The sequence below is a fragment of the Gilliamella sp. ESL0250 genome, from assembly GCF_013345045.1.
In the GTDB taxonomy this organism is placed as follows: domain Bacteria; phylum Pseudomonadota; class Gammaproteobacteria; order Enterobacterales; family Orbaceae; genus Gilliamella; species Gilliamella apicola_H.
Map to the genome: position 1 here is coordinate 186,946 of NZ_JAAEDV010000001.1, position 22,751 is coordinate 209,696.

The 22,751-nt window shown below is 31.5% G+C and carries 32 protein-coding genes; 16 read left to right on the top strand and 16 right to left on the bottom strand.

Features of this window, described 5'->3' with window-relative positions:
* Positions 1–14 precede the first annotated feature (14 nt).
* On the bottom strand, positions 15–329 hold the full coding sequence (locus tag GYY69_RS00845; RefSeq protein ID WP_174795979.1) for a hypothetical protein: 315 nt from the start codon (positions 327–329) through the stop codon (positions 15–17).
* 456 nt (positions 330–785) lie between these two features.
* On the opposite strand from GYY69_RS00845, the gene GYY69_RS00850 reads away from it, so the two are divergent.
* The 3 genes from GYY69_RS00850 to GYY69_RS00860 all read left to right on the top strand — a co-directional run bounded on the left by GYY69_RS00850 (position 786) and on the right by GYY69_RS00860 (position 1,971).
* On the top strand, positions 786–1,199 hold the full coding sequence (locus tag GYY69_RS00850; RefSeq protein ID WP_174795980.1) for an SMI1/KNR4 family protein: 414 nt from the start codon (positions 786–788) through the stop codon (positions 1,197–1,199).
* 186 nt (positions 1,200–1,385) lie between these two features.
* On the top strand, positions 1,386–1,601 hold the full coding sequence (locus tag GYY69_RS00855; RefSeq protein ID WP_174795981.1) for a hypothetical protein: 216 nt from the start codon (positions 1,386–1,388) through the stop codon (positions 1,599–1,601).
* A 37-nt stretch (positions 1,602–1,638) separates the two neighbouring features.
* Positions 1,639–1,971 (top strand): hypothetical protein, encoded by a 333-nt coding sequence (locus tag GYY69_RS00860; RefSeq protein ID WP_174795982.1) that lies wholly within the window; start codon positions 1,639–1,641, stop codon positions 1,969–1,971.
* Between the two features lie 18 nt (positions 1,972–1,989).
* Here the strand turns inward: GYY69_RS00860 and GYY69_RS00865 are convergent, their stop codons facing one another.
* The 12 genes from GYY69_RS00865 to GYY69_RS00920 form a co-directional block, all read right to left on the bottom strand.
* Entirely contained in the window at positions 1,990–2,607 is a 618-nt protein-coding gene (locus tag GYY69_RS00865) for a hypothetical protein (RefSeq protein ID WP_174795983.1), read from the bottom strand.
* A gap of 174 nt (positions 2,608–2,781) precedes the next feature.
* Complete coding sequence (locus GYY69_RS00870; RefSeq protein ID WP_174795984.1) at positions 2,782–3,141, bottom strand: hypothetical protein; 360 nt, start codon at positions 3,139–3,141, stop codon at positions 2,782–2,784.
* Between the two features lie 172 nt (positions 3,142–3,313).
* On the bottom strand, positions 3,314–4,435 hold the full coding sequence (locus tag GYY69_RS00875) for a hypothetical protein (protein WP_174795985.1): 1,122 nt from the start codon (positions 4,433–4,435) through the stop codon (positions 3,314–3,316).
* A gap of 63 nt (positions 4,436–4,498) precedes the next feature.
* Positions 4,499–4,891: a DUF2750 domain-containing protein gene (locus tag GYY69_RS00880; RefSeq protein WP_085164754.1), complete on the bottom strand. Its 393-nt coding sequence runs from the start codon at positions 4,889–4,891 to the stop codon at positions 4,499–4,501.
* Positions 4,892–5,170: 279 nt separating this feature from the next.
* The gene (locus tag GYY69_RS00885; protein ID WP_174795986.1) at positions 5,171–6,052 is read right to left on the bottom strand and encodes a hypothetical protein; all 882 of its coding nucleotides are present in this window, start codon (positions 6,050–6,052) and stop codon (positions 5,171–5,173) included.
* A 127-nt stretch (positions 6,053–6,179) separates the two neighbouring features.
* On the bottom strand, positions 6,180–6,491 hold the full coding sequence (locus GYY69_RS00890; RefSeq protein ID WP_174795987.1) for a DUF7716 domain-containing protein: 312 nt from the start codon (positions 6,489–6,491) through the stop codon (positions 6,180–6,182).
* A 79-nt stretch (positions 6,492–6,570) separates the two neighbouring features.
* Positions 6,571–7,017: a hypothetical protein gene (locus GYY69_RS00895; RefSeq protein WP_174795988.1), complete on the bottom strand. Its 447-nt coding sequence runs from the start codon at positions 7,015–7,017 to the stop codon at positions 6,571–6,573.
* Positions 7,018–7,166: 149 nt separating this feature from the next.
* Positions 7,167–7,526, bottom strand: coding sequence for a hypothetical protein (locus tag GYY69_RS00900; RefSeq protein ID WP_065638937.1), 360 nt, complete (start codon positions 7,524–7,526; stop codon positions 7,167–7,169).
* Positions 7,527–7,586: 60 nt separating this feature from the next.
* Entirely contained in the window at positions 7,587–8,051 is a 465-nt protein-coding gene (locus GYY69_RS00905) for a hypothetical protein (RefSeq protein ID WP_174795989.1), read from the bottom strand.
* A gap of 200 nt (positions 8,052–8,251) precedes the next feature.
* On the bottom strand, positions 8,252–8,629 hold the full coding sequence (locus GYY69_RS00910; protein WP_174795990.1) for an Imm8 family immunity protein: 378 nt from the start codon (positions 8,627–8,629) through the stop codon (positions 8,252–8,254).
* 86 nt (positions 8,630–8,715) lie between these two features.
* Positions 8,716–9,309: a hypothetical protein gene (locus tag GYY69_RS00915; protein ID WP_174795991.1), complete on the bottom strand. Its 594-nt coding sequence runs from the start codon at positions 9,307–9,309 to the stop codon at positions 8,716–8,718.
* Between the two features lie 182 nt (positions 9,310–9,491).
* Positions 9,492–9,944 carry a hypothetical protein gene (locus tag GYY69_RS00920; protein WP_174795992.1) on the bottom strand — a complete coding sequence of 151 codons (453 nt, stop codon included), beginning with the start codon at positions 9,942–9,944 and terminating at the stop codon, positions 9,492–9,494.
* A 174-nt stretch (positions 9,945–10,118) separates the two neighbouring features.
* Here GYY69_RS00920 and GYY69_RS00925 point away from each other — a divergent pair, with 174 nt between their 5' ends.
* The 11 genes from GYY69_RS00925 (at position 10,119) to GYY69_RS00975 (ending at position 17,257) form a co-directional block, all read left to right on the top strand.
* A complete protein-coding gene (locus GYY69_RS00925) occupies positions 10,119–10,574 on the top strand; it encodes a CPCC family cysteine-rich protein (RefSeq protein ID WP_174795993.1) in 456 nt (151 codons plus the stop codon).
* Between the two features lie 78 nt (positions 10,575–10,652).
* The gene (locus tag GYY69_RS00930; protein WP_174795994.1) at positions 10,653–11,084 is read left to right on the top strand and encodes a hypothetical protein; all 432 of its coding nucleotides are present in this window, start codon (positions 10,653–10,655) and stop codon (positions 11,082–11,084) included.
* An 847-nt stretch (positions 11,085–11,931) separates the two neighbouring features.
* Entirely contained in the window at positions 11,932–12,414 is a 483-nt protein-coding gene (gene comJ / locus GYY69_RS00935) for a competence protein ComJ (RefSeq protein ID WP_174795995.1), read from the top strand.
* Between the two features lie 66 nt (positions 12,415–12,480).
* A complete protein-coding gene (locus GYY69_RS00940) occupies positions 12,481–12,891 on the top strand; it encodes a hypothetical protein (RefSeq protein ID WP_174795996.1) in 411 nt (136 codons plus the stop codon).
* Positions 12,892–12,951: 60 nt separating this feature from the next.
* A complete protein-coding gene (locus tag GYY69_RS00945; RefSeq protein ID WP_174795997.1) occupies positions 12,952–13,290 on the top strand; it encodes a DUF7716 domain-containing protein in 339 nt (112 codons plus the stop codon).
* Between the two features lie 60 nt (positions 13,291–13,350).
* Positions 13,351–13,737, top strand: coding sequence for a hypothetical protein (locus GYY69_RS00950; RefSeq protein WP_174795998.1), 387 nt, complete (start codon positions 13,351–13,353; stop codon positions 13,735–13,737).
* A 373-nt stretch (positions 13,738–14,110) separates the two neighbouring features.
* Positions 14,111–14,398 (top strand): hypothetical protein, encoded by a 288-nt coding sequence (locus GYY69_RS00955; RefSeq protein WP_174795999.1) that lies wholly within the window; start codon positions 14,111–14,113, stop codon positions 14,396–14,398.
* An 8-nt stretch (positions 14,399–14,406) separates the two neighbouring features.
* Positions 14,407–14,790, top strand: a complete 384-nt coding sequence (locus GYY69_RS00960) for a hypothetical protein (RefSeq protein ID WP_174796000.1) — start codon at positions 14,407–14,409, stop codon at positions 14,788–14,790.
* 121 nt (positions 14,791–14,911) lie between these two features.
* Positions 14,912–15,346 (top strand): hypothetical protein, encoded by a 435-nt coding sequence (locus tag GYY69_RS00965; RefSeq protein ID WP_174796001.1) that lies wholly within the window; start codon positions 14,912–14,914, stop codon positions 15,344–15,346.
* Positions 15,347–15,462: 116 nt separating this feature from the next.
* A complete protein-coding gene (locus GYY69_RS00970; protein ID WP_174796002.1) occupies positions 15,463–15,711 on the top strand; it encodes a hypothetical protein in 249 nt (82 codons plus the stop codon).
* Between the two features lie 337 nt (positions 15,712–16,048).
* Positions 16,049–17,257: an MFS transporter gene (locus GYY69_RS00975; protein ID WP_174796003.1), complete on the top strand. Its 1,209-nt coding sequence runs from the start codon at positions 16,049–16,051 to the stop codon at positions 17,255–17,257.
* Positions 17,258–17,317: 60 nt separating this feature from the next.
* On the opposite strand, the gene surE is transcribed toward GYY69_RS00975, so the two are convergent.
* Positions 17,318–18,097, bottom strand: coding sequence for a 5'/3'-nucleotidase SurE (gene surE, locus GYY69_RS00980; RefSeq protein ID WP_174796004.1), 780 nt, complete (start codon positions 18,095–18,097; stop codon positions 17,318–17,320).
* Between the two features lie 9 nt (positions 18,098–18,106).
* Entirely contained in the window at positions 18,107–18,964 is an 858-nt protein-coding gene (ypfJ, locus tag GYY69_RS00985) for a KPN_02809 family neutral zinc metallopeptidase (protein WP_174796005.1), read from the bottom strand.
* Between the two features lie 223 nt (positions 18,965–19,187).
* Between ypfJ and GYY69_RS00990 the strand changes: the two genes are divergently transcribed.
* Positions 19,188–20,069, top strand: a complete 882-nt coding sequence (locus GYY69_RS00990) for a DMT family transporter (RefSeq protein ID WP_174796006.1) — start codon at positions 19,188–19,190, stop codon at positions 20,067–20,069.
* A gap of 337 nt (positions 20,070–20,406) precedes the next feature.
* Positions 20,407–21,912: a glycine betaine/L-proline transporter ProP gene (gene proP / locus GYY69_RS00995; protein WP_174796007.1), complete on the top strand. Its 1,506-nt coding sequence runs from the start codon at positions 20,407–20,409 to the stop codon at positions 21,910–21,912.
* Positions 21,913–22,319: 407 nt separating this feature from the next.
* On the opposite strand, the gene GYY69_RS01000 is transcribed toward proP, so the two are convergent.
* Complete coding sequence (locus GYY69_RS01000) at positions 22,320–22,544, bottom strand: HTH domain-containing protein (RefSeq protein WP_342354055.1); 225 nt, start codon at positions 22,542–22,544, stop codon at positions 22,320–22,322.
* Between the last annotated feature and the right edge of the window lie 207 nt (positions 22,545–22,751).

Here is a 22,751-nt window from a genome sequence, read left to right on the forward strand (position 1 = left end):
TCAGTAGTAATATCTTACATTTCTTTCAAAAACATATCTGCATAAGAGCTTAAATCATCTTGATCGTTACCTAGTGGGTGTTTTTCCCCTAATTTAAGCAACCAATCACTAAAATTTTCTAAAAATGATTTATTATCATTATTGACTTCAAATATCGCTGAATCAGAATAAGATTCAACTAATATATCTAATACCTCCAAAAAACCTTGATCATTTTTTAATATCTCCTCAACTTTAAATGCTTGAAGATATTTCATTACATCTATTATCTGAGATAACGTTAAAATAGTTGGACCATTTCTTAGATTATTTAATATTTCTTGGATCATGACTATTTGCCTAAAAATTATCATCCTATTTTATTGATATTGTAGATGAGTTTTGTGTTTTTTTACTCTATTATTTTGCGGATAGTTACAGGTGCAATATAATTTGGGAATTAATATGATGAATATATTTGATTCATTAGAAAGTTTTTTAAATACTTTAACCTATAATGAAGAACAAGACTAAGATGAAACTATTGAATATAAAGATATTAAACCAAGAGCAAGTAACAAATTCTATGACTCTGAACAAGCAATAATACCGCTGACCTAAATGAGGTTGAAAAACTTTTAAAGATAACAATTTCTATGCAATAGTTTTAATGAATTTATTTCTAAATTAGTGTTTGAAGATGATTTATAGGGTTTATAAATCATAGCTATAAAACTGATTTTATCTTAGATGATATCTAGGTCTGTATTTAGACAGATTTACGCAACTAAAAAAGGAAATAGCAAATGGGGTTAAAACTTGAAGAATCAGAAAAACAATTATCTTTTGATGAGTTAAATGAATTTAGCAAATACTTTAACAAAAAGATTCCACTTTCGTTTTCTAATTTTTATATGGAATTTAATGGCGGTTACCCACCTGAAAATGGAAGACATAATTTCTTTTTATTAGGTGGCTTTAATTCGATAAAATATGGTGATGTAACTATAGAAAATATATACACTGACTTAGTGGATAGTTTCCCTAATTTAAAGAATATGATTCCTTTTGCTTATGATGAAGGTGGAAATTGCTTTGTACTTTCATTAAAAGATGAAAATTATGGAGAAATATATATATGGTTAATGGATGAAAAAGAATTAGTTTTGGTGTCTAAATCCTTTGATAACTTTATCACAAAATTATCACAAAGTTATTAACTATTGAATTTTTAGTTAATTGATTATATTTTATTTTCACCAGTTGGTAATGATTCAGCATAACTAAAATACAAATTCAATAATAACCAGATTAGACATAAATGGGATGTTTTCGTCGATTAATCACGCTATAACAAAAGAACGCAACGTACCTTTGGCTATTGTATTGATTGTGTTGGAAAATCATTGCCGCTAGAAGTCATTTTGGGGTTTTCAAACAAATACTATGAAGATCTTATTGAGATTAATGATACTTATTTAGATAGAACACCCGAAAATTATTTTGCCATAGCCAAGTTGAATTATATGATCAGTGAACCGCATCCAAATCTCTTAGAGGATAGAACAAAAATTTATGATGTTGGAATCCATTATATGGTGAAACAGGGGAAAATGACATAATGATACATGTCACAAATTTTAAGATAAAAGATTAATTATGAAATTTATTTATAAAGATGATAAAACAAAATCTATGCACTGGGCATTTTGTGAGAAAAATCATACTCCTTTTATAGAGTTAAGTATTATTAATCATAAATTCACTAATATCTTTTATGATATAAGCAATTATCATATCTCTTTAGAAGAAATTTCTGATGATATAAAAAAATTATATTTAGCTTACATCGAATTTTGTATGCTTTCCGATCCTATAATTGAAGATTCGTATAACCAATACTATTTTTTTAATTTAATCGTAAAAAGTGAGCATGCTAATTTTTTAGCAGAAAAATTATATGATTATCTTTTATTTAGATTAAGCAATTAAGTTAGAATATTTCCACTATTAATCAGGTTTAATTAAATAGTAGTCAAAACAGTTAGGGCAATATTTTTCTAGCCAATTTTTGGCTCTTGCACTAATAAAACAGCCTAGTATTTCAATTCCCATAAAAAAATCAGAATCATCAAGTTCGTTGCCAACAAAAGTAATATATTCCGAAGGGTTTTGCATATCGATAAGTTTATTTTTGTTTAAATGAATTTGGCTTTCTATACTAGACAAGTAATAATCTGGCATATCCTGATTTAATTTTACATCATTAATGCCATCAAAAATTAAATCCACTGGTTCATATAGATCATCTAAATAATCAGTTATATCTTTATTCACATCCCATTTTGTCCAATCAAGATTAATAATTTTCTTTTTTTCTATTTCATACAAAAATTTAATGCCTTTTAATGAGGAATTTTCGATTAGTTCCTTTATTTCTTTTGTAAAAATAAAGTTATTACTTGAAAAATAAGCTTTTGGAGTAAAAGGTCCGGTACGTTCGATAGCAATAGACTGCTTATTTTCATCCCAAGGTGTCAACCCTGTCCAAAGTATATCGCCCCAGTCGCCCCAAGGAGCGGTTTTATTTTCAATTAAGAATAGGAAGCGCTGATCTTTTGATTTCATGATTATGTACTTTTACATTGACACCCAAATAAACGTGTTATGACACTAGAAATGACAGCCTATATTCCATAGATCACTTAAGCTTTTTGTCAGACAATTAATTTATTTTTTCATCAATGCTTATAGCACCACAAAAACGGTTGCATAGTTATTACATACGCTGCTATATTTTTGTTAAAACATGGTCAAGCAAAAATCACTATCTATGAAACGATACTCTAGCCAGTTCCCAGATTTTTTACTGTATCCTTGTAATATAAAATTATTCTGTTCAAGCGATATTTTCTGAATATATTCAAAAAACTCTAATTCATGTTTGAATAACGTTTTCTGTTCAAAGCGATTATTCAAATGATTAACGATAAAAACATTTGCTTCAAAAAATGACCAATTAAAAATCGATAAACAAACATTAGTTATGCGTCGTTTTGTCTCTAATTGGTAAACTGATGCAAAATATATCTTAATTTCATGAGAAAATATTTTAGTAGCCAAGATATTGCAATCAGCTGTTTCTATATGTTGTATATTCATTTTTTAGCAGCTTAGTTTGTTTTAAACAATAGATTGCTTTAAATCAACAATATTATCGTAAATATCTAAAGCGCTTGTTACCTAATCATATAGAAGAACGTGATTGGTATAATATTACTTTATCTGGCGATAGCATTGAGTCAATTAAGAAGATTTGCTTTTTTAACTTATCTTAATTTACTCTCAGTGACGGTTTATTAAGCTTTATAGTTAACTCTTTGATACATTCATTCGCCATTTTTTTATATTGTATCGTATTTTCTTCAGAATAGTTTTCATCCACCATTTTTTCAAAATCTGCAAGTGTACCAAAAAAGTTCGTTGCTTGAATTGCAAATGCGCCATTAGCCCAACAAGCAAAAATAGTTTGTGAGTCATCTTCGCCAGTTTTACGATAAGCTATATTCTGTATTTGATCTATATCCAAATGTATGCCACGACCAACAGATAAGTTTTCGGGTAATGATGTGATTTTGGTTGACTGTATATTTAAATGCTCACCAACAAATAAATTTTTAGGCAATGCTTGAATTTCTGTATTCGCTAGACTTAAATACCCGCCTACAGATAAATGTTCTGGTAATGTTTGGATTTTTGTATTTCTTAAATTTAAATAACCACTAACAGAAAATTTTTCGGGTAGTTGTTTGATGTTTGTATTTCTTAAATCTAAATCACCACCGATTGTTAAGCCTTCAGGTAATGATTGAATATTTGTATAGGCTAAATCAAGATCGCCACCAACAAATAAGTTTTCAGATAATTTGTTGATCTGACTATTGATTAAATATAAATCCCCACCAACTGATAAATTTCTTGGTAGTATTTCAATTTCTGTATTTTCTAGATTTAAATTACCACCAACTGATAGGTTATCAGGTAATTCTTTGAGCTCTGAAAAGACAAGATCTAAATCGCCACCAATTGATAAATTTTCTGGTAATGATTGAATGTCTGTATTTCCTAGATATAAATCACCGCCAATAGATAGATTGTTAGGCAGTTCTTTGATATGTGTAAACGATAAATATAAACTACCACCTACAGATAAATTGTCGGGTAATAATTGAATTGCTGAATCTGTTAAATCTAAATCACCACTAACAGAAAAATTTTTAGGTAGTGCTGCAATTTTTGTATAAGCTAAAACCAAATCGCCGTTAATCAATAAATTATCGGGTAATACACAAATTCCTTTTTTTGTTAAATTTAAATTATTATTAACTATGATTTTATTATCGTTAATACAGTATTTTACGCCTTTTTTGTTTAATAACTCCAAAAACTTTTCCATTATATCTCGCATAAATAATAAAGGTTGTTATAATTTTATTCTTATTCTGATATTAATATAAAATTACATATAATTACTACATTCGTGTTCTAAATCAAGCAGTAAACTTTCAGCATCAACAACTGGGGTATTAGATAGACCTGGAACTGAGAAAATACCGACTTGAGTCCCTTTTGATGATAATTTAGGCAACAAATCATCCATTATATAATCAAGCGATAATGCTTTTGGTTTGTAATTCTCCCAACCATCTATAGCACAATTTGCAGCATATTCACGAGCTGGCCATAATATAAGAACTTCACTATTGTCACCATTTATGCCACTCAAGGCAAAACCATCATAATCCAAAACCCAAGCTTTTTCGTTATCAACAATTCTTTTTATAGAATAAATGTATCTCTCCTTGCTGCCTTTATTTGACATAGCTTCGATTTCTTTGGCTGATACTTTCATAATTAGTCCTCGTATTTTTTGCTTACGTTTGGTAAGCATAGGTAATAATAATTATCATGTCAATGTTGAAAATTTGTATAAATTAGAGTATTGAAATACAGTATATTGATATCCATGTTTTTTTATAACCTGTTAAATTTTAAAATAAAATGAAAGAATAATTTGAAATGACTGTCCACTAAAATGAGGACAGTTCACATTATTTGGTAGTATTCGGCATTGTAATCATTTTGCCGATCTTATTGGGGTAATCAAGGAAGGTTGTTTTTTTACCTTATCTTAATTTACTATCGATGACGGTTTGTTAAGCTTTGTAGTCAGCTCTTTGATACATTCATTCGCCATTTTTTTGTATTGTATCGCATTTTCTTCAGAATAGTTTTCATCCACCATTTTTTCAAAATCTGCAAGTGTACCAAAAAAGTTCGTTGCTTGAATTGCAAATGCTCCATTAGCCCAACAAGCAAAAATAGTTTGCGACTTATCTTCATCAGTTTTACGATAAGCTATATTCTGTATTTGATCTATATCCAAATGTATGCCACGACCAACAGATAAGGTTTCGGGTAATTCTTGAATTTCTGTCGATTCGATGTTTAAGTGACCATCAACGGATAAGTATTCAGGTAACCTAGTCATTTTGGTAAATTTCAAATCTAAGTCACCTTTAATAGAAAAGTGTTCTGGTAATGCTTCTATTTCTGTAAATCCTAAGTATAAACTCCCACCAACTGATAAGTTTTCGGGTAGCATTTTGATGTTTGTCACTGTTAAATTGAGATCACCTTGGACAGATAGGTTTTCTGGCAGTGCTGTTATTTTTGTTTTTGCTAAATTTAGACTACCACTAATCGAAAAATTCTTAGGTAATGCTTTGATTTCCGTATTTGTTAAATATAAATAGCCACCAATAAGTATATTTTCAGGTAATTTTTTAATTTCTGTATTTGTTAAATCTAAATCACCACTAACAGAAAAATTTTTAGGCAGTGCTTCAATTTTTGTATGAGTTAAAATCAAATTCCCGTTAACAAACAAGTTTTCAGGTAATGCTTTAATTCCTTTATTTCTTAGATTTAAATTACCATCAACTGTGATCTTATTGTCTTCAATGAGGTACTTTATACCTTGTTTATTTAGTAATTCTAAAAATTTTTTCATAATTTCTCTTTAGTGATAAAAACTGTTTTAAATCGACTGCATTAATGCGGTTAACAACGGTAAATTTTACTACTACAGATTTTTGCTTAAAAATGGAAAGATCTTTTTTTGACCTTCCCATTTCGGATTAATCCGAAAAATCATCATTTTCAAGGTAATAAATAACAGCATCTAATAAATCTTTTTTTGTAGCATTAGGATGATGTTCAAGTTTATTATCGATAATGGCTTGAAATGTCGGATATTCTAACCATGGGTTATATTTATCAGGTGTATCATCCATTTCATCAAATTCATCTTCCGTCTCTGCAACGTAATAATTGGCATTTTTAATGCAATTGATCTCATTTATAAATTCAGGTTCCACAAAAAAGCGCCATGGTTCATCCAGATTTTTATAAATACGGAATAAATTTTCAATTCCTCTTATAGTTTTCATTCATAATCTCCAATTATTATTTACAATAAATTGTATCTGGCTATTTTCTGCAATTATCACAACTATCATTTTGATTTATTTAATTATTCCACTCTAAATTGACTTGCTCATCATAGCATGGTGGAATTTCTTTATCTAGAACAGGTAAATATTCGCCGTTTATTATATTATATGCATGTTTTCTATAAGGATACTTAGATATTATATTTTTAATATCATCATACAAATTTTCTTTTTTTAACCAGACGTTACCACATTCACCACACCCAAAAAATGGAGGGATATCTTCAATATAAGATACTATACCCGTACATGTTTCTTTAGGGCATCTTAACCCATTAACAACAGGGATTTTTTTATTGTCTAGGTTAGTTAACTGCATTGGATTAAAAGCATAACTCATAAAACAATAAGGGCACTGTATCATAATGAATTTCATGTTTTTTTCACGAGAAACTAAGATGAATCGGTCTTGCTCCTCTGATGCTATAAATGCTTTATTACAATTATCGCAGAATAAATTCATACCGACCTCTTTTAATTAACACCAAATAAGGGATTCATTCTTGTAGGATACTTGTGTAAATCTTTATTATTGACGAAATAATGGGTTTTTATGATGTACAACCATATTATCAGCCAATTTTCCTTCCAAATTATTACAAACGTTAATAACTATTTGTAGCTTACTTCACATTGACCAATCACATCAAAAATATGATCATAAGTACTTAAAACATAATGTTCATCTTGTTCCTTATCAAATACTTTATCGAAACAAGATTTTTGTACCAGCTGATATTTTGATTCATCAATCATCGTAATAGTTAAACTTTTTATATTTTTAAATTTAAAACAGATTAAAGCCTCGCCTTCTAATCCTCTGCTGGGTTGGCAATGTGGTAACCACAAAGAAGCTACTACCTTTAATTCCAGTGGAAACATATCAAATATGATGTCTTTTAATATTAAAGCGTCTCTTCCATATATTTCCCCATAGATTGTTTCAATTGCCTGATTGTTTACTTCTGGCATTTTATTTTTCTCCTATTTCGACTATTCCCAAGCTGTCGTCATGTAGTTTAATTATTATTTTTAATTGACCGATAAACCGAATGAAAACAACACTGCTAAAACTGATGCTTTTTTACCCTCAAAACCAAAAGCCGAGGAATTTATATCAACGGTATATAAAAGCTCATTTTTGTTTAATAACACAAAATGATAATCATGTAATATATCAATCAGTTCAGGCAATATTTGATAAATATCATCATTACAATCAATAACTTTATTTTCATAAAATAAAAAAGCATAGGCCGATACTAAAGATAAATATAAATACATTGATTTATTATGATAATTAAATTTTAGCGATATACATACGTCATAGTTTAAATCAGTATTATCTTCTACTTTAAATAAAGCATGGATATCATTTAGTAGACATTTATATTTTAGGGAGTTATAGGATTCCATCACGAAATGGAAATCTGGGTTGCTTAAATCGCCATATGCTTTTTGAAGTGCATATAAGATCTTTTCTCTTTGAATATGCATTAATATTAAAACTCCCATTTTATGGAATACTTATGTACTTCACTTTTGCAATCCACATGAATGCTGGTTTTAGTTTGCACGTTCCCATTAGGCTCAGTCTCAACCGAACTATTTTTACTCAAACCGCTATAAAGGATCACTTAATAAATTGTGCTAATTACTCATCACCACATATTCATAATTAGCATATTTTTTTAGGGTTATTTCATACCATCATATTCCCAATAAAAACTACTGGCTAATTTATCCAAGGCTTGTATTTCATCAGTGGGATTTATCAAAGCAAGCTGCTGATCTATTGTGCGTCTAACCTTATTCCAATCGTATTGGTATAGTAACAACATTTTATATAATTTAGGTTGTTGTATTCTGTTGTTATTTAAATTCATTATCCCTTCTGGAGTAGCAATAATAATTGAATAAATATCTGTTTCATCCTTTCCTGTAATACCAATATTCATTTCTAATAAGTAAAATACTGCATTGTCTTCTGGTTTCCATCGCCAAGGGTCATGTATATCTGGGGACCAGTAATGTTTCACTTCAAATTTTTGTTGCCTAATTTTCAATTTATTCATGATATATCGCTTGAGATTTTGCTAGTTATGGCAACCCGATAGAATTATTATTAAATCATATCGTCGTGTTGCCAGTTAGTTATTGTTTATGTTGATTGCTCAAAAGTCATATATGTATTTTTCTTTTCATCTAAAAATATATATAAATAGGATATATCATGGCTAATTTGGGTTATATCTAATTGACCTATAAAAATTAACGGTTTGTTATTTACGGTTGGCCAGTTTGGGGATTGAAGCCATTTAGGTCTATTTTTTAAGAATTTAAAATCTTTCTTAATTTCTAATTTTAACGCTCTTTCTAATTCAACTCCAACTTTATCCCGATGTTTATTCATGATTAAATTAAAGTATGGTTCAGTTAAATTTAACCAGCTTGGCTGAATTTTCATAAATAGATCATACTTTTTTTTATGTTCATTATTTAGCGAGAAGTTAATATTTCTTTTAGTAAGAAACTTTGAAAGTAAATCTTTACTATCGAGTTCACCTGATGGCAATAAAATATCAATTTCAATAAGATACAAAAATGCATTTTTATATCTGCTGGTATAGGGGGGAATTTGATGCTCTTCCGATAAAAGATCTTCAATATCCTTATTATAATAAAGTTCTTTTTGAAAATCCTGCGGAGAAAGTGTGCCTGCCAAATAGCTTTTTATAATATCGATAGAGTTCATTTTTTATTACCTTTTGGGTATCGCAACAGAACAAGGGCAACATTTCTTTTTTCATGTGACTCAATTTTAATTGATTAAATTTTGAGATCTTCTTTTGAAATGTTATCTCCATTTTTCCTTATATAATCAATAATAATCATATATTAATTGATGACGATAAACAAATCACACATTATTCCAATTCAAAAAATGACGCCCTTTAATGTATTGGATATCACCGCAGGCGGTAAGTCAGCCCGCTGATAAATTATAGTGCTTCCACTACAGAAGTGTATTTCAATTTGTTCTATATTATCTATATGGTTTACTGTATGCTCAGGCAATAGTTGGATAATATTAGCTGGTAATAAAGCATTAAAATTTGTTTTCATTATTCCATAAGTATCATGGATAGCGATACCACTAACTTCATGGTTATCTTCAGATAAATTAATGAGTTCATAGCCACTATGTTCTTTTTTATCAAGACCTATTTCTATATCAAAAAGTCCGATTTTAGCCGTGTACAAAATGGCTGATTTCATTGTTTCTATTTGGCAATGTCGAAAAAAAGCATCTTGCGCTAAAGCAGGCAGGCATTTTAAAAAGCCGCCATTGTTAATAATATCAATAAGATCAATATTTAATCTTTCCATATTTCACTTCTATCTTTTTTATTGTTCCAGTTTTTCATTTATCATAAGCATAAAATAAAAAGCGAAGTAGTGATCAAACTGTATTTTTGATAAATTAGGTAATTTATCATTGTTCACTTTAACTCAATGAAGACGCTCAGCCGAAAACTCGCTTTAACACTGTTAGCTATCGAAATGATTGCACAATCTTCAAAACAGGATATTGAGAATATTCTCTTTGCAAATTATCTTGATAAAGATGGTCAACCTTTAGCATATACAAATATGTATGATGATGCTATCCAACCGTTTTTATTAGGCTATTTTATTGATATTAAATTGAAAGGCTATTCTAATCAATATTTAAAACAATATGTTAGTGCTTTATATGGTAAACCTATTACCATTATAGGGGACGAAGATATTTTGCATGCATGCCCTTGTTGCCATTATTTAACCCTAACTCATCAAGGACAATACGATGTTTGTCCATTATGTTATTGGGAGGATGATGGTACACTCAGTACTGAATTAGAGCATTATAGTTCAGTTAATCACTCGACATTAAGCAAATATAAAGTAATGTTCGACAAAAAACAAAAGGCTACTTTGATGAATATTCCGTATAAATTAGCTAATAGAGATTTATAATACTTGCATCAAATCTAGATTTGATTATGTAATAAATTAACTACGCTTTTGGGGATTAACGTATCAAAGGGTGCTTAGATGACAAAAATATTGGCGTTATGGAATAAACAAACGTTACCTATAAAAGACGGGATTTACTTTTCTACTGGTGAATCAATATCCCTTTCAGCCCAGTTTTATCCCCAATTATTAATTAAAAAAGGGAAACCATTCAATCTTAATCTTTTTTTGGATAAAGATCCTGATAATATCACTAACATAGATATCATCCAAAAAATCACCCTAACAAATGGTAATAAATGCTTTTTAGGTGAAGGAAGCTATGGCTCGGAAGGTTTTATCGCCTATTTAACACCTAAGGAAGATTTAAAATGGGTGATCTATTTCGAAACATCAAACCCATTCATTAATGCAATTGAATTACCCAATCACTTTCTTAGGGTGGAATCAAGCGCCAATTTCAAAATAGTAATTGAATTAAATAACCCATTTAATCTTATTTTTAGTTAAATAAGTTTTGTTATATTCTTTTTTAGTCATATAGATAACACCGAAAGACCTCATGAAGCATTAAATAATATGCTATCTACTAAAACAGGCAGGGTATTTACCCAACAGTTCACTTTTTCGGTCATATTTTTGTAAAAAATATTCAGGATTCTATACCGTTTGGCGGTTAATTGAGACTTCGCCGTATTTATTGGTTAAAACCTATGATACTAACGTATCACCAAACATTCACAAAACCTGCTAGCCGACAAAAGAATGGGAAAGCTGAAAGACATGTCATTTAATGAAGATGTGAGGCTCATTTCTTCGGTCATATTTTTGTAAAAAATATTCAGGATTCTATGCCGTTTGGCGGTTAATTGAGACTTCGCCGTATCTATTGGTTAAACCTATGATAACTAACGTAACACCAAACATTCACAAAACCTGCCCGACCAAAGAATGGGAAAGCTGAAAGCGATAGGTACTTTAATGAAGATGTGAGTCTCAATTTTTCGGTTATATTTTTGTAAAAAATATTCAGGATTCTATACCGTTTGGTGATTAATTGAGACTTTGCAGCATCTATTGGTTAAGACCTATGATACTAACGAATCAATTAAACATTCACAAAAGATGCTAGCTAATAAATGAATGAAAAAGCAGAAAAATATGTTTACTTTCATGGAGATGTGGCATAATCAGCAAATAGTTAGTGATGTAAAAAATAGAAAACAAAACTTAAGCGATTTTTAGTAAAACGCCGTGTAAGTGTTAGCGGATTAGTTTAATCATGTGGTGTAAACAATCCAACGGTTTCCTATATTTAATTTGATGATTTTATAGTGTGTAAAAGTGGGTATTGTTGATGGAAAAAAACAAACAGCAGGTTGTAGATTTATTAATATCTCATAGTCAAATTTTGGTTAGATCAAGACCATACAGTGAAGAATTATCGCAATGGGGCAAACAAAATATCGAACAAGGTGCCGTTATTCATCACAATTATGTTATTTTTGATCCATTACCTGATGATGCTTTCGGTGCGAATGTCGTTTTAACCTTAGCAGATAGTTTTATAATGGATAATCAAACCCAACGTTGCATCGTTGTTCCTTTTTATACACATCCTGACAATGTTATTGAAGTTGCCTCGGCGACAGAAAAATTTACTGTTAACCTACAATTAGATGCACCATTATATTCACTATATTATGAAATTTGTGAAGGTGATGAAGTTTTTTATAAATTTACCTTTGTACCTGCACTTGTGCCGATTACAGCTCATTACATTATTGATGACCAATGGGGTGGTCAAAAAGGGAAAATGCTTCAATCAGGTAGAGTATAATGTTAACTTCAACAAGTTTAGCGCTAATCGGAACATACTTGCCAAAAATTTAACCGAGATTAATAAATGGAAAAGAACAATCGCCAAAATATAAACAGCTATATTATTGAAGACGAAGGCCTAGCAATAGATATTATGTTGGATAGTTTTAACCAACAATGTATCCCGATTATTTATCTAGAATCCTTTGAGTCTGATAATAAAATGCAAAATAATATCGATTTTATTAAATCTCACCAAGTCGAACTACATCACATCATCAATAATGAAATCACGGCTTATATTACTCAAGCTTATAAGCAAGATGGCGGTAAAGCATTATCGCAAATTTCACTCATTAAAATTTACTTATTACCAGAAAAGGATGAATATGGCTTTATGTTTGCCTGGTCTGGCGATAGTGAACATGGTATCGGCGTTAAATTAAAAAATCTCTCAATGATAAAAATAGGTTATGCTGAAACGGCCTTTTTATAAAAGTAGAGATTATATTCGCAATATTATAATGTTCCAAAATGATATAGGGGTATTAGAAACATGCTTATTAAAGAAAATCTTTATTCAATAAACGATATAATCAACTATATGAAAAATAGTCTTGAACGAGATGATGATTTTTGTGTATATGGCGTTGAAGACAAAGCGTTGGAAAATCAAGAAAGCTATTATATTGATGACTATCCTGAAGTCGATGATGATGGACAAGAAATTTACCCTCCTCTTGTACGGCAAAAGCATTTACATTATCTCTATTCAGGTCAACAATTTGCTGATGTTGTTGATGTTGTCTTAGATCAAAAGCCGTCAGCCACGATAGATGACTTTATTCAATCATTAAATTATTATGCAGAAAATGATAATTTTTTAGAGCTGTAACGCAACAAGCAACAGGAGATATTATCAATTATAGCTTCATCAATAATGAAAGAATAAAATATGTGTGAACTAAAACAGCTATGTAACGATCTACATTTACCACTCGGTGATAAATTCACTCAAGATTGGGCGTATGAACTGCCCGATCAGTATCGAACGCAAACATGGCTCGATAAATACCTCTATGCTTATGTTAATTCAACATATTCAAAGTTACAAAAGCACATACTCATGACTTTATTACTTGATGTGACCAATGATTTATTATCATCTGGAATTAGCGCGTCATCGCCAAAAATTAGCCAAGTATTAGCGCTTTTATTTCATAATCATGATGATTATATGGATCTCATTGATTATTGGTCGTTATCTGATGAGCCTATAGAAGACTGCTTTGCATTAACGCCTGAAATAAGAAAGTTAAAACGACGATTAAATAACAAATGATAAAGACTATTTACTCTAGTTACTTATTTTAAAACAATTTAAAACAAAACTATTTAGTTCCCAATTTTGTATCAGAGCAAACAACTGCGTTAAGATTCGTTTAAAATGATAATAGAAGAATAGCCGATTAATTTTTTGAACTGGATTATGCAGAAACATAAAATGATTAATGGATATAAGTTTGTTAATAATAAAATTTGATTAAAGTATAGGATGCTTTTACCTAGAAATATAAATCATTATGTTTGTTTATCGAGATGATTTACTGGTTTTAAATTTATTTAATGATCAATTTATGGTTATATACTGCATTTAGCAATCAAGATAATCAACTTTTCCCATTATTTTACCGTGCTTAGCTAAAGAGGTGTCAATGCAACGAACAACGAATATCTCTGATGACGAATTAGAATTGATACAAATGCGATGTAATAACGCAACTAAAGGACCTTGGGTGTCTTATGTTGAGGGTAGAAATCATACTAGTGGTGGTAATTTTATCATGACAGGCGGTAACAATAATCGAGGCGAAGACATCGAACTTATTGGCGCAACTATTGCCGATCAAGAATTTATTGCTCATGCACGACAGGATATACCAAGATTAATTAATGAAATTAGACGATTAAAGCAGTTAATTACAGATATTAAGTCATCGTAAATAGATCAATGAAAAATAATTACGTATTTAAAAATTTAGCCAACAAAGAATTTGTATTAGGAACTGATAAGCAAGATATATTTTTCAACATGTTAGACGTTGTGCGTAAGGGCAATTTAACTTTATTTACTCAGTCATTTTCAGACCTTGTTTATCTCCTTGAAAAGGATAGCTATTATATTGCACATCACTTAATTGTTTATAAGGGTAAAAAAGCTATATTTGCAGGGCAACTAGTCAGGGCATTTAAAGCACAATTGATCGATTTTATTCAGCACGCCATTAATCATGATGACCTCAGGCCGTTTTTGATATCTTCCATATTTATGCAAGATTGCAAACGGGCTTTTTATCTTACTGAAGAGGGATTTTATTTATATGATGTTAAATAGTACTCAACATAAATAGTACTAAAAAACCAATAAATACTCATTGTGATAACAAAACGTTAAGGTAATAATACCGCGTGTTTTTTTGTGTGTTATATCTATTCCCCATGTCATGGATAAATCAATGAATATAAAAAACTTTCTAGAAACAGGTAGTTATTTAGGCTTAAAAGTAGGGTTATCCGAACAAGCATTATATGCAATTTTACCCCCCAAAGTATTAGGTAAAAAACATTATTTTGATGAATCTAATAAAGACGAAGGTTTTAGCTATTTTTATCATGCAATAGAGATTATGATAATAGAAGCCAAAATATACTCATTAGGCGTTGATGTCGAGCGTAGCTCCCTTACATTTTTAAATGATTTTACTATCAATGCTAATAGTAGTTTTGAACTTATCTTAAAATATCTAGATATTGCAAATATAGCATGGCAATTTGAACAGCAGTATTGTTATCAGCGTGAAATAACCATAAAAACCCAAGGGAATGTTTTACTTGGATGTGTGTACGATAAAGGCGATTATCGATTATCAAAGTTCAAAGTATTTGAATAAAATAACAAAGACAACCAGTTAATAAATATTTAATCTATTAATATACAATCAAGAATATCATGCATCAAAAATTTTTAGATTTTCAGTATAGATTTTATATAGCAAAAATAGGATAAATGATGATTCAACTACCTGATTGGTATGACGATTTATTGCAATTTGAAAGTGAAGCAAAAGGTATCATTTTAAATTTTAGCGTCACCATAAATAACCGTCACTACACCTTCAATTTTTATGATCCTGTGCGATTTGTTCAAGATGCTAATCATGAAATAACTAATAACGGCTATTTTCAAGATAAAAATGCAGTGATTTTAGAAAAAGTGACCAAAAAGAATATTATTCAATATCTATCAAAATTTTAATTTATTTATATCAAATAGATAGGTAAATAAATTGGGTTATTTATTGGTAAAATTGCGCGCCTCACTATTGCTTAATTGTCAATTAGCTATCATATTGCAAATCTTATTGCCTTATTTTTTGGAAAACAGATTAATCATTACAACATCAATCATAATAAATTCAAATTATTACAGCTGTAAAATTTAAAGTCACATTAGCGTCGATTTAAACCATAATAAATGGTCAAAAAAATCGAAGAAAGCTTATTTTAGTTCGAATTTTAGTTCGAAATTTTGTTACGTGTATGTCGATTTTAAGTATATAATTGGCATAAACTCTCCTCTATTATTTATTGATATGGCTAATGTATCTTCGTTTCGCCAAAAACAAGGCACTATTTTTTTTGCTTTTCTAGTTACCACTTTTATTGTGGGTATTGCAGGCGCTTTACAATCTCCCACATTAAGTCGATTTTTAACCTTTGAAGTCAACGTTGATTCTCGTTTAGTAGGGCTTTTTTTCTCGATTAATGCTTTAGCGAGCATTGTGGGTAGCTTTTTATTGGCTAAATATTCTGACCAAAAAGGTGACAGGCGTTATATTGTCATTTTCTGCTGTTTAATGGGTATTGCTAACAGCGTCATCTTTGCCTTTTCACGTCACTATTTGGTGTTAATCACCCTTGGGGTGCTGTTTGCTGCGTTATCTTCTGCTGCTATGCCACAAATTTTTGCCTTAGCGCGCGAATATGCGGTAAAAACGGGGCGTAATGTTGTGGCCTTTAATTCACTCATTCGTGCTCAACTTTCGCTAGCTTGGGTGTTTGGTCCGCCAATTTCATTTGGTTTAGCCGTTAAATTTGGCTTTACGGTTATGTATTTAACTGCCATGAGCATGTTTATGATCGCGATGCTGTTTGTTGCCATTTTTTTACCTTCGGTTGCAAAAAATCCCACTTCACAACTAAATAGCGCAACAGAGCTACAAGCGGCAAATCAACCAATTTGGCAAAACAGAAATGTGCTTTGCTTATTGTTATCCACCGTATTTATGTGGACAGCAAACATGATGTATATCATTGATATGCCAATTTATGTGGATGTTGTATTGCATCTATCTGATTCATTACCAGGGGTGTTAATGGGGCTTGCTGCAGGTATTGAAATTCCCGTTATGATTATTGCTGGCTATTTAGTGCCTTATTTAGGCAAACGAAACCTATTTTTTATTGCGATTATCTGTGGCTTAATTTTTTATATTGGTATGATTTTTTGCACCGATAAAACCGCATTGTTAGCATTACAGCTATTTAACGCGCTATTCATTGGGATTGTGGCCAATATTGGCATTATCTATTTTCAGGACTTATTGCCAACTCAAATGGGCGTGGCTTCAACCTTATTTAATAATGGTGTTGTCTTTAGCATAATTATCGCTGGAATGCTACAAGGATTTGTCTCAAAAGCCTATGGGCATGAGGTCATCTATTGGATTGCGTTAGTTATGGTTGCAGTATCATTATTCTTTTGTGCATTGGTAAAAGATGCAAACAATAAAGTGGATTAAAGATAATTAATAGCAAATTTGTCTTCCTAATAGTAAGGAAGACAAATCGCCAAAAAATAATTAAAGATTAAATGTGTTTAATAGTTTTTCGTAAAAGGCATAATCTGTTCTTTCATAACTTAATGGTGTAATGGTAATAAAGTCGGCATTAACGGCATCAAGTTCTTTATTATCATCAATTACTCGCAAATTGCGTTTAGCTCTAAACCAAAAATAGTCATTGCCTTCGGGATCTTGGGTTGGCATCACCACAAAACGACTTACATCGCTATCGCCTTGTTTGGTTATTTTCAAATCTTTAACTTGATGTGCTGCACAGGCAGGAAAATTGACATTAAAGCAGATATTTTGCGGAGCCGATAACGAAAGTAATTTAGCGACAACTGATTGTGCATGGTGCTTAGCACAATCCCAATTAGTTGGCTGATTATCTTCACTGGTTACTTGACTTAAAGCAATCGCAGGAATGCCCAACGTCATTGCCATCATTGCCGCACCAACCGTGCCAGATAAGATTGTTTCAAAGCCTACATTCGAACCATTATTAATTCCCGATAGCACAAGATCAGGTAAATGATCCGCCATCAAATATTTTATCGCAAATAACGCACAATCGGCAGGTGTGCCATAAACGGCAAATTCGTGTTTACCACGCTGAGTAACTCTAAATGGCGATTTTAGGCTTACCGAACACGATACACCACTTTGATCTATCGCTGGCGCAACAAGCCAAACCTCGTGGGCTATTTGCTTTGCGATTTCTTGCAATAACTTAATGCCCGGTGCATCAAATCCGTCATCATTCACTAATAAAACGCGGTTAACTAACTTATTTAGCATATTCTTTCCTTATTGGGCAAATGTATTGCATTCATTAATTGCACCACTATCAAATCCTCGTTTAAACCAACTATAACGTTGTTTAGATGTGCCGTGCGTAAAACTATCGGGCACCACATATCCTTCGCTTTGTTGTTGCAAGCGATCATCGCCAATAGCTTTTGCTGTGTTTAAGGCTTGTTCAATGTCACCTGTATCGAGTCGATTTTGTTGCTGCATTGCATTGCCCCACATACCAGCAAAACAATCAGCTTGCAGTTCTAACTTAACGGATAATTGATTATTTGTTATTGTTGATTGATCCTGCTTTAAATGCTCAACTTGGCTAAATGTACCCAGCAAATTTTGTACATGATGACCAATTTCATGCGCAATCACATAGCCCTGAGCAAAATCACCACCACCGCCAAGTCGCTGTTTCATCTCTTGATAAAACGACATATCAAGATAAACGGTTTTATCAATACTGCAATAAAACGGCCCCATAAAGGTTTGCCCAGTGCCGCACGATGTTCTTGTTGTGCCTTTATAAAGTACTAATTTTGGGGGAACATAGGTTTTGCCTAAACGTTGAAATTCTTGATGCCAATAATCCTCAGTACTGGCTAAAATGATTGATGTAAATTTAGCAGCATCTTCATCATCAATTGAATATTGATTGGTACTTTGCTCAGTACTGCTAGTATCAATTAGATTTGAATTTAACAAGCCGGTTAAATCAACGCCATAATAGCCCGCTACTAACACGACAATAAATAAAACAACTTTACCTTTACCACCAATGGGGATTTTTGTTCCCATTTCACTTCCTGATTGTGAGCGGCGATCTTCGATGTTATCACTCTCTCTTTGGTCTCTCCAGCGCATAGGGATTACCTTATCAGTTTGGGTTTAATTATTTTAAAGGATAACAAATAAGGATTCTAGATTAAGTTGATATTCTTATCTAAATTTACATAAATTAGCCGAAATCAGTGAACCTAAATTAGGTGGCATGTTTGTTTTTCGAATCCGTTATTTTCTGACTATTTTTAGGTATATAATACGCTCAACAATCATTATATCTTCATTTTAATGTTAGGGTATTATTATGCCATATTTGTTACTTACATTAGCGGCTTGCTTTTGGGGCGGAAATTATGTTGTTGGGCGCGTTTTAGTTACACAAGCCGATCCTATGATAATATCCGAAGGTCGATGGGTTCTTACTGCACTGTTATTATTGTGTTTATACCATCAACAACTCGGCAGTGATCTGCCTAAAATTAAAAAATCGATTTGGCCAATATGTTTGCTTGCTATTTTTGGGCAAATTTTGTTCCCGCTAACACTTTATATTGGATTGCAATATACCTCATCGCTTAATGCCTCAATTTACCTTTCGGCAACACCATGCATGGTATTGGTTATGAATAAATTATTATTTAATGATACGATTTCAAAAAATAATATTTTAGGGGTTTTATTTAGTACTATCGGTGTGATTTATTTAATTTTACAAGGAAACCTAACCAATTTAACTGAACTTAGCAATATCAATAAAGGCGACCTGTGGGCAATGGCATCTGCACTAAGCTGGGCTTGTTATAGCGCATTTTTGCGGTTAAAAGATAAATCGATATCGGGTAATGCTTTTGTAACTATCAGTGCAGTGTTAGGTTCAGCAATGTTATTGCCCATTGCTTTAGTCTATTTTTATTGTTATCCAGTTTCTAACCTAGCACATTATACTACCCCTGACTTTTTGCTGGGTTTACTTTATATTGCTATTTTTGCATCTTGGCTATCTTATCTATTTTGGAATAAAGGCATAGTTGAAATTGGCGCAACAAGAGGGCAAATTTATACCCACATCATCCCCTTATCAGCCGGCATTTTCAGTATTGTGTTTTTACATACAGCAGTTGCCTATTTTCATCTTGTTTCGATAGTATTCATTGTGATTGGGATCTATTTTTGTTCAAAAAAATAAACTGCTAATTATGTTTACACAGCTACATGATTAGCAGTTTATTTGCTGCATTTTACAAAATAGGGTTATTTTGCTATAATTGGTGTTCAATATTCACGAAAAGGAATTGTTTTGTTGTGATTTGGTAAAAAACAAAATAGACAATAAAACATTAGTTTTTGCTTTTTTATTATCCTCTTTTTTTATCTTTGCTGTCTTTTGCTTCAATTTTAATTAGCTGATAAACACATTTTGATGTGTAATCCAAAAAGTATTGTTTTTTTATGTATTAAAAGGTAACCGTTTACCTTGTTGCATCATTCCTTTTTATTATTTTTAGGTAAACAGGCGGTATTTTATGAAAAAAACAAGAAAGTCCAAAAACAAACCATTAAACATCAACGATATTCTAATAATTGATGATAGCAAGTTAAAAAAAGCCATTACTGCAGCAGCATTAGGTAATGCAATGGAGTGGTTTGATTTTGGTGTGTATGGCTTTTTAGCTTATGTATTAGGGCAAGTCTTTTTCCCTGATGCCTCGCCAAGTGTTCAAATGGTGGCAGCGCTTGCCACATTTTCGGTTCCGTTTTTAGTTCGGCCGTTAGGGGGATTGGTTTTTGGTATTCTTGGCGATAAATTTGGACGACAAAAAGTATTATCAATCACCATTATCATAATGTCATTAAGCACTTTTTGTATCGGCTTAATTCCATCTTATGCATCAATTGGCATTGCTGCCCCTATATTATTACTGCTAGCTAAATTTGCGCAAGGTTTTTCAATTGGTGGCGAATATTCTGGCGCTGCTATATTTGTTGCCGAATACTCGCCAGATCGCAAACGTGGCTTTATGGGGAGTTGGTTAGATTTTGGTTCTATTGCTGGGTTTTTAGTTGGTGCTGGCTTAGTGGTATTATTATCAAGCATTCTTGGAAAAAATGCATTTCATGATTGGGGCTGGCGAATTCCATTCTTATTTGCTTTGCCACTTGGATTAATTGGGCTTTATTTACGTCATGCATTAGATGAAACACCAGCATTTCAGCAGCACACCGATTTAATGGATCAAAATGATCGTGATCATATTACCAATCAACCTAAAATGACATTTAAAGAGATCATAACCAAATATTGGCAGAGCCTATTGGTCTGTGTGGGACTCGTGATTGTCACTAATGTGACTTATTATATGTTGCTTACTTATATGCCTAGCTATTTATCTCACAACCTAAATTATCATACGGAACATGGGGTGCTAATTATTATTGCCATTATGATAGGCATGCTATTTGTGCAACCATTGATCGGTTTTATTAGCGATAAAATTGGTCGCCGACCATTTATTATTGGCGGTAGCTTAGGTTTATTAATTCTTTCTTATCCCTCTTTCATTATGATCAATAGTGACATTATTGGTCTTATTTTCTTAGGATTATTGATTTTAGCTGTATTACTTAACTGTTTTACTGGCGTTATGGCTTCCATTTTACCGGCTATCTTTCCAACTAGTATTCGTTATAGTGCATTGGCGATATCTTTTAATATCTCGGTATTAGTTGCTGGTGCGACACCTACCGTTATCGCTTGGCTGGTTGAAGAAAGTCATAATCTATATATGCCAGCATATTATCTAATGGTCGTGGCATTAATTGGTTTACTTACTGGCATAAAGATGAGAGAAACCGCAAATCAACCATTGCGTGGCGCAACGCCAGCGGCATCAGATCGTTCAGAAGCCAAAGAAATCTTATCGGATCACTTTGACACAATAGAGCACAAAGTCGAAGATATTGAACAGAAGATCGAAACCCTGCAGGCTCAGCGACAGAATTTAGTGGATCAGCATCCTAAGTTAGATTGATTTTTTATTTTTTTGGTTTTGTATATTTTGCTTTAAAAATATACAAAACTAAAATTTAATAAAATCAATACTCTACCTGAATAATTTTTAATAGTAAAATTAACCCATCATAAAAATAACCAAAACGCTGCCAATCCTTTTTTTTGTTAATAAATTAAAGTAAATAAAAACAATATATTAGTAAAGCGATACAAAAAAGGGTTTTTGAAAACAGAAATCCTATTTGCCTTTTGCTAAACAAGGTTTATAGTATATCGGTTTCTAGTTTACCGCCGCATAGGCGGTTTAGAAATGCACGGGATAACAAATTAAATTTACTAGTTAGTTTACCGCCGCATAGGCGGTTTAGAAATCATTGGTTATGCTATTCAGTGATTATTTCGCCCGGATAGGTTTTGTTATAGTGTTTAGTTAGCTTGTTGTCTTAGTTTATCTTCAATGGACTTTTTAACTTTAACCAGATGTTTAGATTCATAACTAATTGTTTTATAACGTTTACCTTTACTGGTTAGAGGCACAAACAGCTTCAATCGGGCTTTCTTTAGTACGTTATAAATAGTCGGACGACTAATCATAAAGCGTTTAGCCAAATCAGTGACAGTTATTTTTTCTTTATGATTTATGTGACAAATCTCTTGTCTTTGATAAAGTGTTAATTTTGTTTTTTATTTATATTCATTACAATGCCTTATCAAATTACTATAAACAACTAAGCAAATAAACTGGCTGATGAATTAGCAGATCGTCCATATTCTAGCGGTAAAAAAGAATCTAAATCTAAAGTTATGAGAAAAATTTCGTTTGAAATTGATGAAAGCTAATATGAAGAATTAGACGAT

Coding starts and splice junctions, on each gene's coding strand:
- GYY69_RS00940 (WP_174795996.1), top strand. CDS start 12,481: ATGGAAAAGAACAATCGCCAAAATATAAACAGCTATATTATTGAAGAC.
- GYY69_RS00970 (WP_174796002.1), top strand. CDS start 15,463: ATGATGATTCAACTACCTGATTGGTATGACGATTTATTGCAATTTGAA.
- GYY69_RS00960 (WP_174796000.1), top strand. CDS start 14,407: ATGAAAAATAATTACGTATTTAAAAATTTAGCCAACAAAGAATTTGTA.
- GYY69_RS00860 (WP_174795982.1), top strand. CDS start 1,639: ATGAAATTTATTTATAAAGATGATAAAACAAAATCTATGCACTGGGCA.
- GYY69_RS00895 (WP_174795988.1), bottom strand. CDS start 7,017: ATGAATTTATTCTGCGATAATTGTAATAAAGCATTTATAGCATCAGAG.
- GYY69_RS00875 (WP_174795985.1), bottom strand. CDS start 4,435: ATGGAAAAGTTTTTGGAGTTATTAAACAAAAAAGGCGTAAAATACTGT.
- GYY69_RS00955 (WP_174795999.1), top strand. CDS start 14,111: ATGCAACGAACAACGAATATCTCTGATGACGAATTAGAATTGATACAA.
- GYY69_RS00915 (WP_174795991.1), bottom strand. CDS start 9,309: ATGAACTCTATCGATATTATAAAAAGCTATTTGGCAGGCACACTTTCT.
- GYY69_RS00885 (WP_174795986.1), bottom strand. CDS start 6,052: ATGAAAAAATTTTTAGAATTACTAAATAAACAAGGTATAAAGTACCTC.
- GYY69_RS00850 (WP_174795980.1), top strand. CDS start 786: ATGGGGTTAAAACTTGAAGAATCAGAAAAACAATTATCTTTTGATGAG.
- GYY69_RS00910 (WP_174795990.1), bottom strand. CDS start 8,629: ATGAATAAATTGAAAATTAGGCAACAAAAATTTGAAGTGAAACATTAC.
- comJ (WP_174795995.1), top strand. CDS start 11,932: ATGGAAAAAAACAAACAGCAGGTTGTAGATTTATTAATATCTCATAGT.
- GYY69_RS00975 (WP_174796003.1), top strand. CDS start 16,049: ATGGCTAATGTATCTTCGTTTCGCCAAAAACAAGGCACTATTTTTTTT.
- ypfJ (WP_174796005.1), bottom strand. CDS start 18,964: ATGCGCTGGAGAGACCAAAGAGAGAGTGATAACATCGAAGATCGCCGC.
- GYY69_RS00890 (WP_174795987.1), bottom strand. CDS start 6,491: ATGAAAACTATAAGAGGAATTGAAAATTTATTCCGTATTTATAAAAAT.
- GYY69_RS00950 (WP_174795998.1), top strand. CDS start 13,351: ATGTGTGAACTAAAACAGCTATGTAACGATCTACATTTACCACTCGGT.
- proP (WP_174796007.1), top strand. CDS start 20,407: ATGAAAAAAACAAGAAAGTCCAAAAACAAACCATTAAACATCAACGAT.
- surE (WP_174796004.1), bottom strand. CDS start 18,097: ATGCTAAATAAGTTAGTTAACCGCGTTTTATTAGTGAATGATGACGGA.
- GYY69_RS00965 (WP_174796001.1), top strand. CDS start 14,912: ATGAATATAAAAAACTTTCTAGAAACAGGTAGTTATTTAGGCTTAAAA.
- GYY69_RS00845 (WP_174795979.1), bottom strand. CDS start 329: ATGATCCAAGAAATATTAAATAATCTAAGAAATGGTCCAACTATTTTA.
- GYY69_RS00865 (WP_174795983.1), bottom strand. CDS start 2,607: ATGAAATCAAAAGATCAGCGCTTCCTATTCTTAATTGAAAATAAAACC.
- GYY69_RS00990 (WP_174796006.1), top strand. CDS start 19,188: ATGCCATATTTGTTACTTACATTAGCGGCTTGCTTTTGGGGCGGAAAT.
- GYY69_RS00900 (WP_065638937.1), bottom strand. CDS start 7,526: ATGCCAGAAGTAAACAATCAGGCAATTGAAACAATCTATGGGGAAATA.
- GYY69_RS00930 (WP_174795994.1), top strand. CDS start 10,653: ATGACAAAAATATTGGCGTTATGGAATAAACAAACGTTACCTATAAAA.
- GYY69_RS00870 (WP_174795984.1), bottom strand. CDS start 3,141: ATGAATATACAACATATAGAAACAGCTGATTGCAATATCTTGGCTACT.
- GYY69_RS00905 (WP_174795989.1), bottom strand. CDS start 8,051: ATGCATATTCAAAGAGAAAAGATCTTATATGCACTTCAAAAAGCATAT.
- GYY69_RS00925 (WP_174795993.1), top strand. CDS start 10,119: ATGATTGCACAATCTTCAAAACAGGATATTGAGAATATTCTCTTTGCA.
- GYY69_RS00945 (WP_174795997.1), top strand. CDS start 12,952: ATGCTTATTAAAGAAAATCTTTATTCAATAAACGATATAATCAACTAT.
- GYY69_RS00880 (WP_085164754.1), bottom strand. CDS start 4,891: ATGAAAGTATCAGCCAAAGAAATCGAAGCTATGTCAAATAAAGGCAGC.
- GYY69_RS00920 (WP_174795992.1), bottom strand. CDS start 9,944: ATGGAAAGATTAAATATTGATCTTATTGATATTATTAACAATGGCGGC.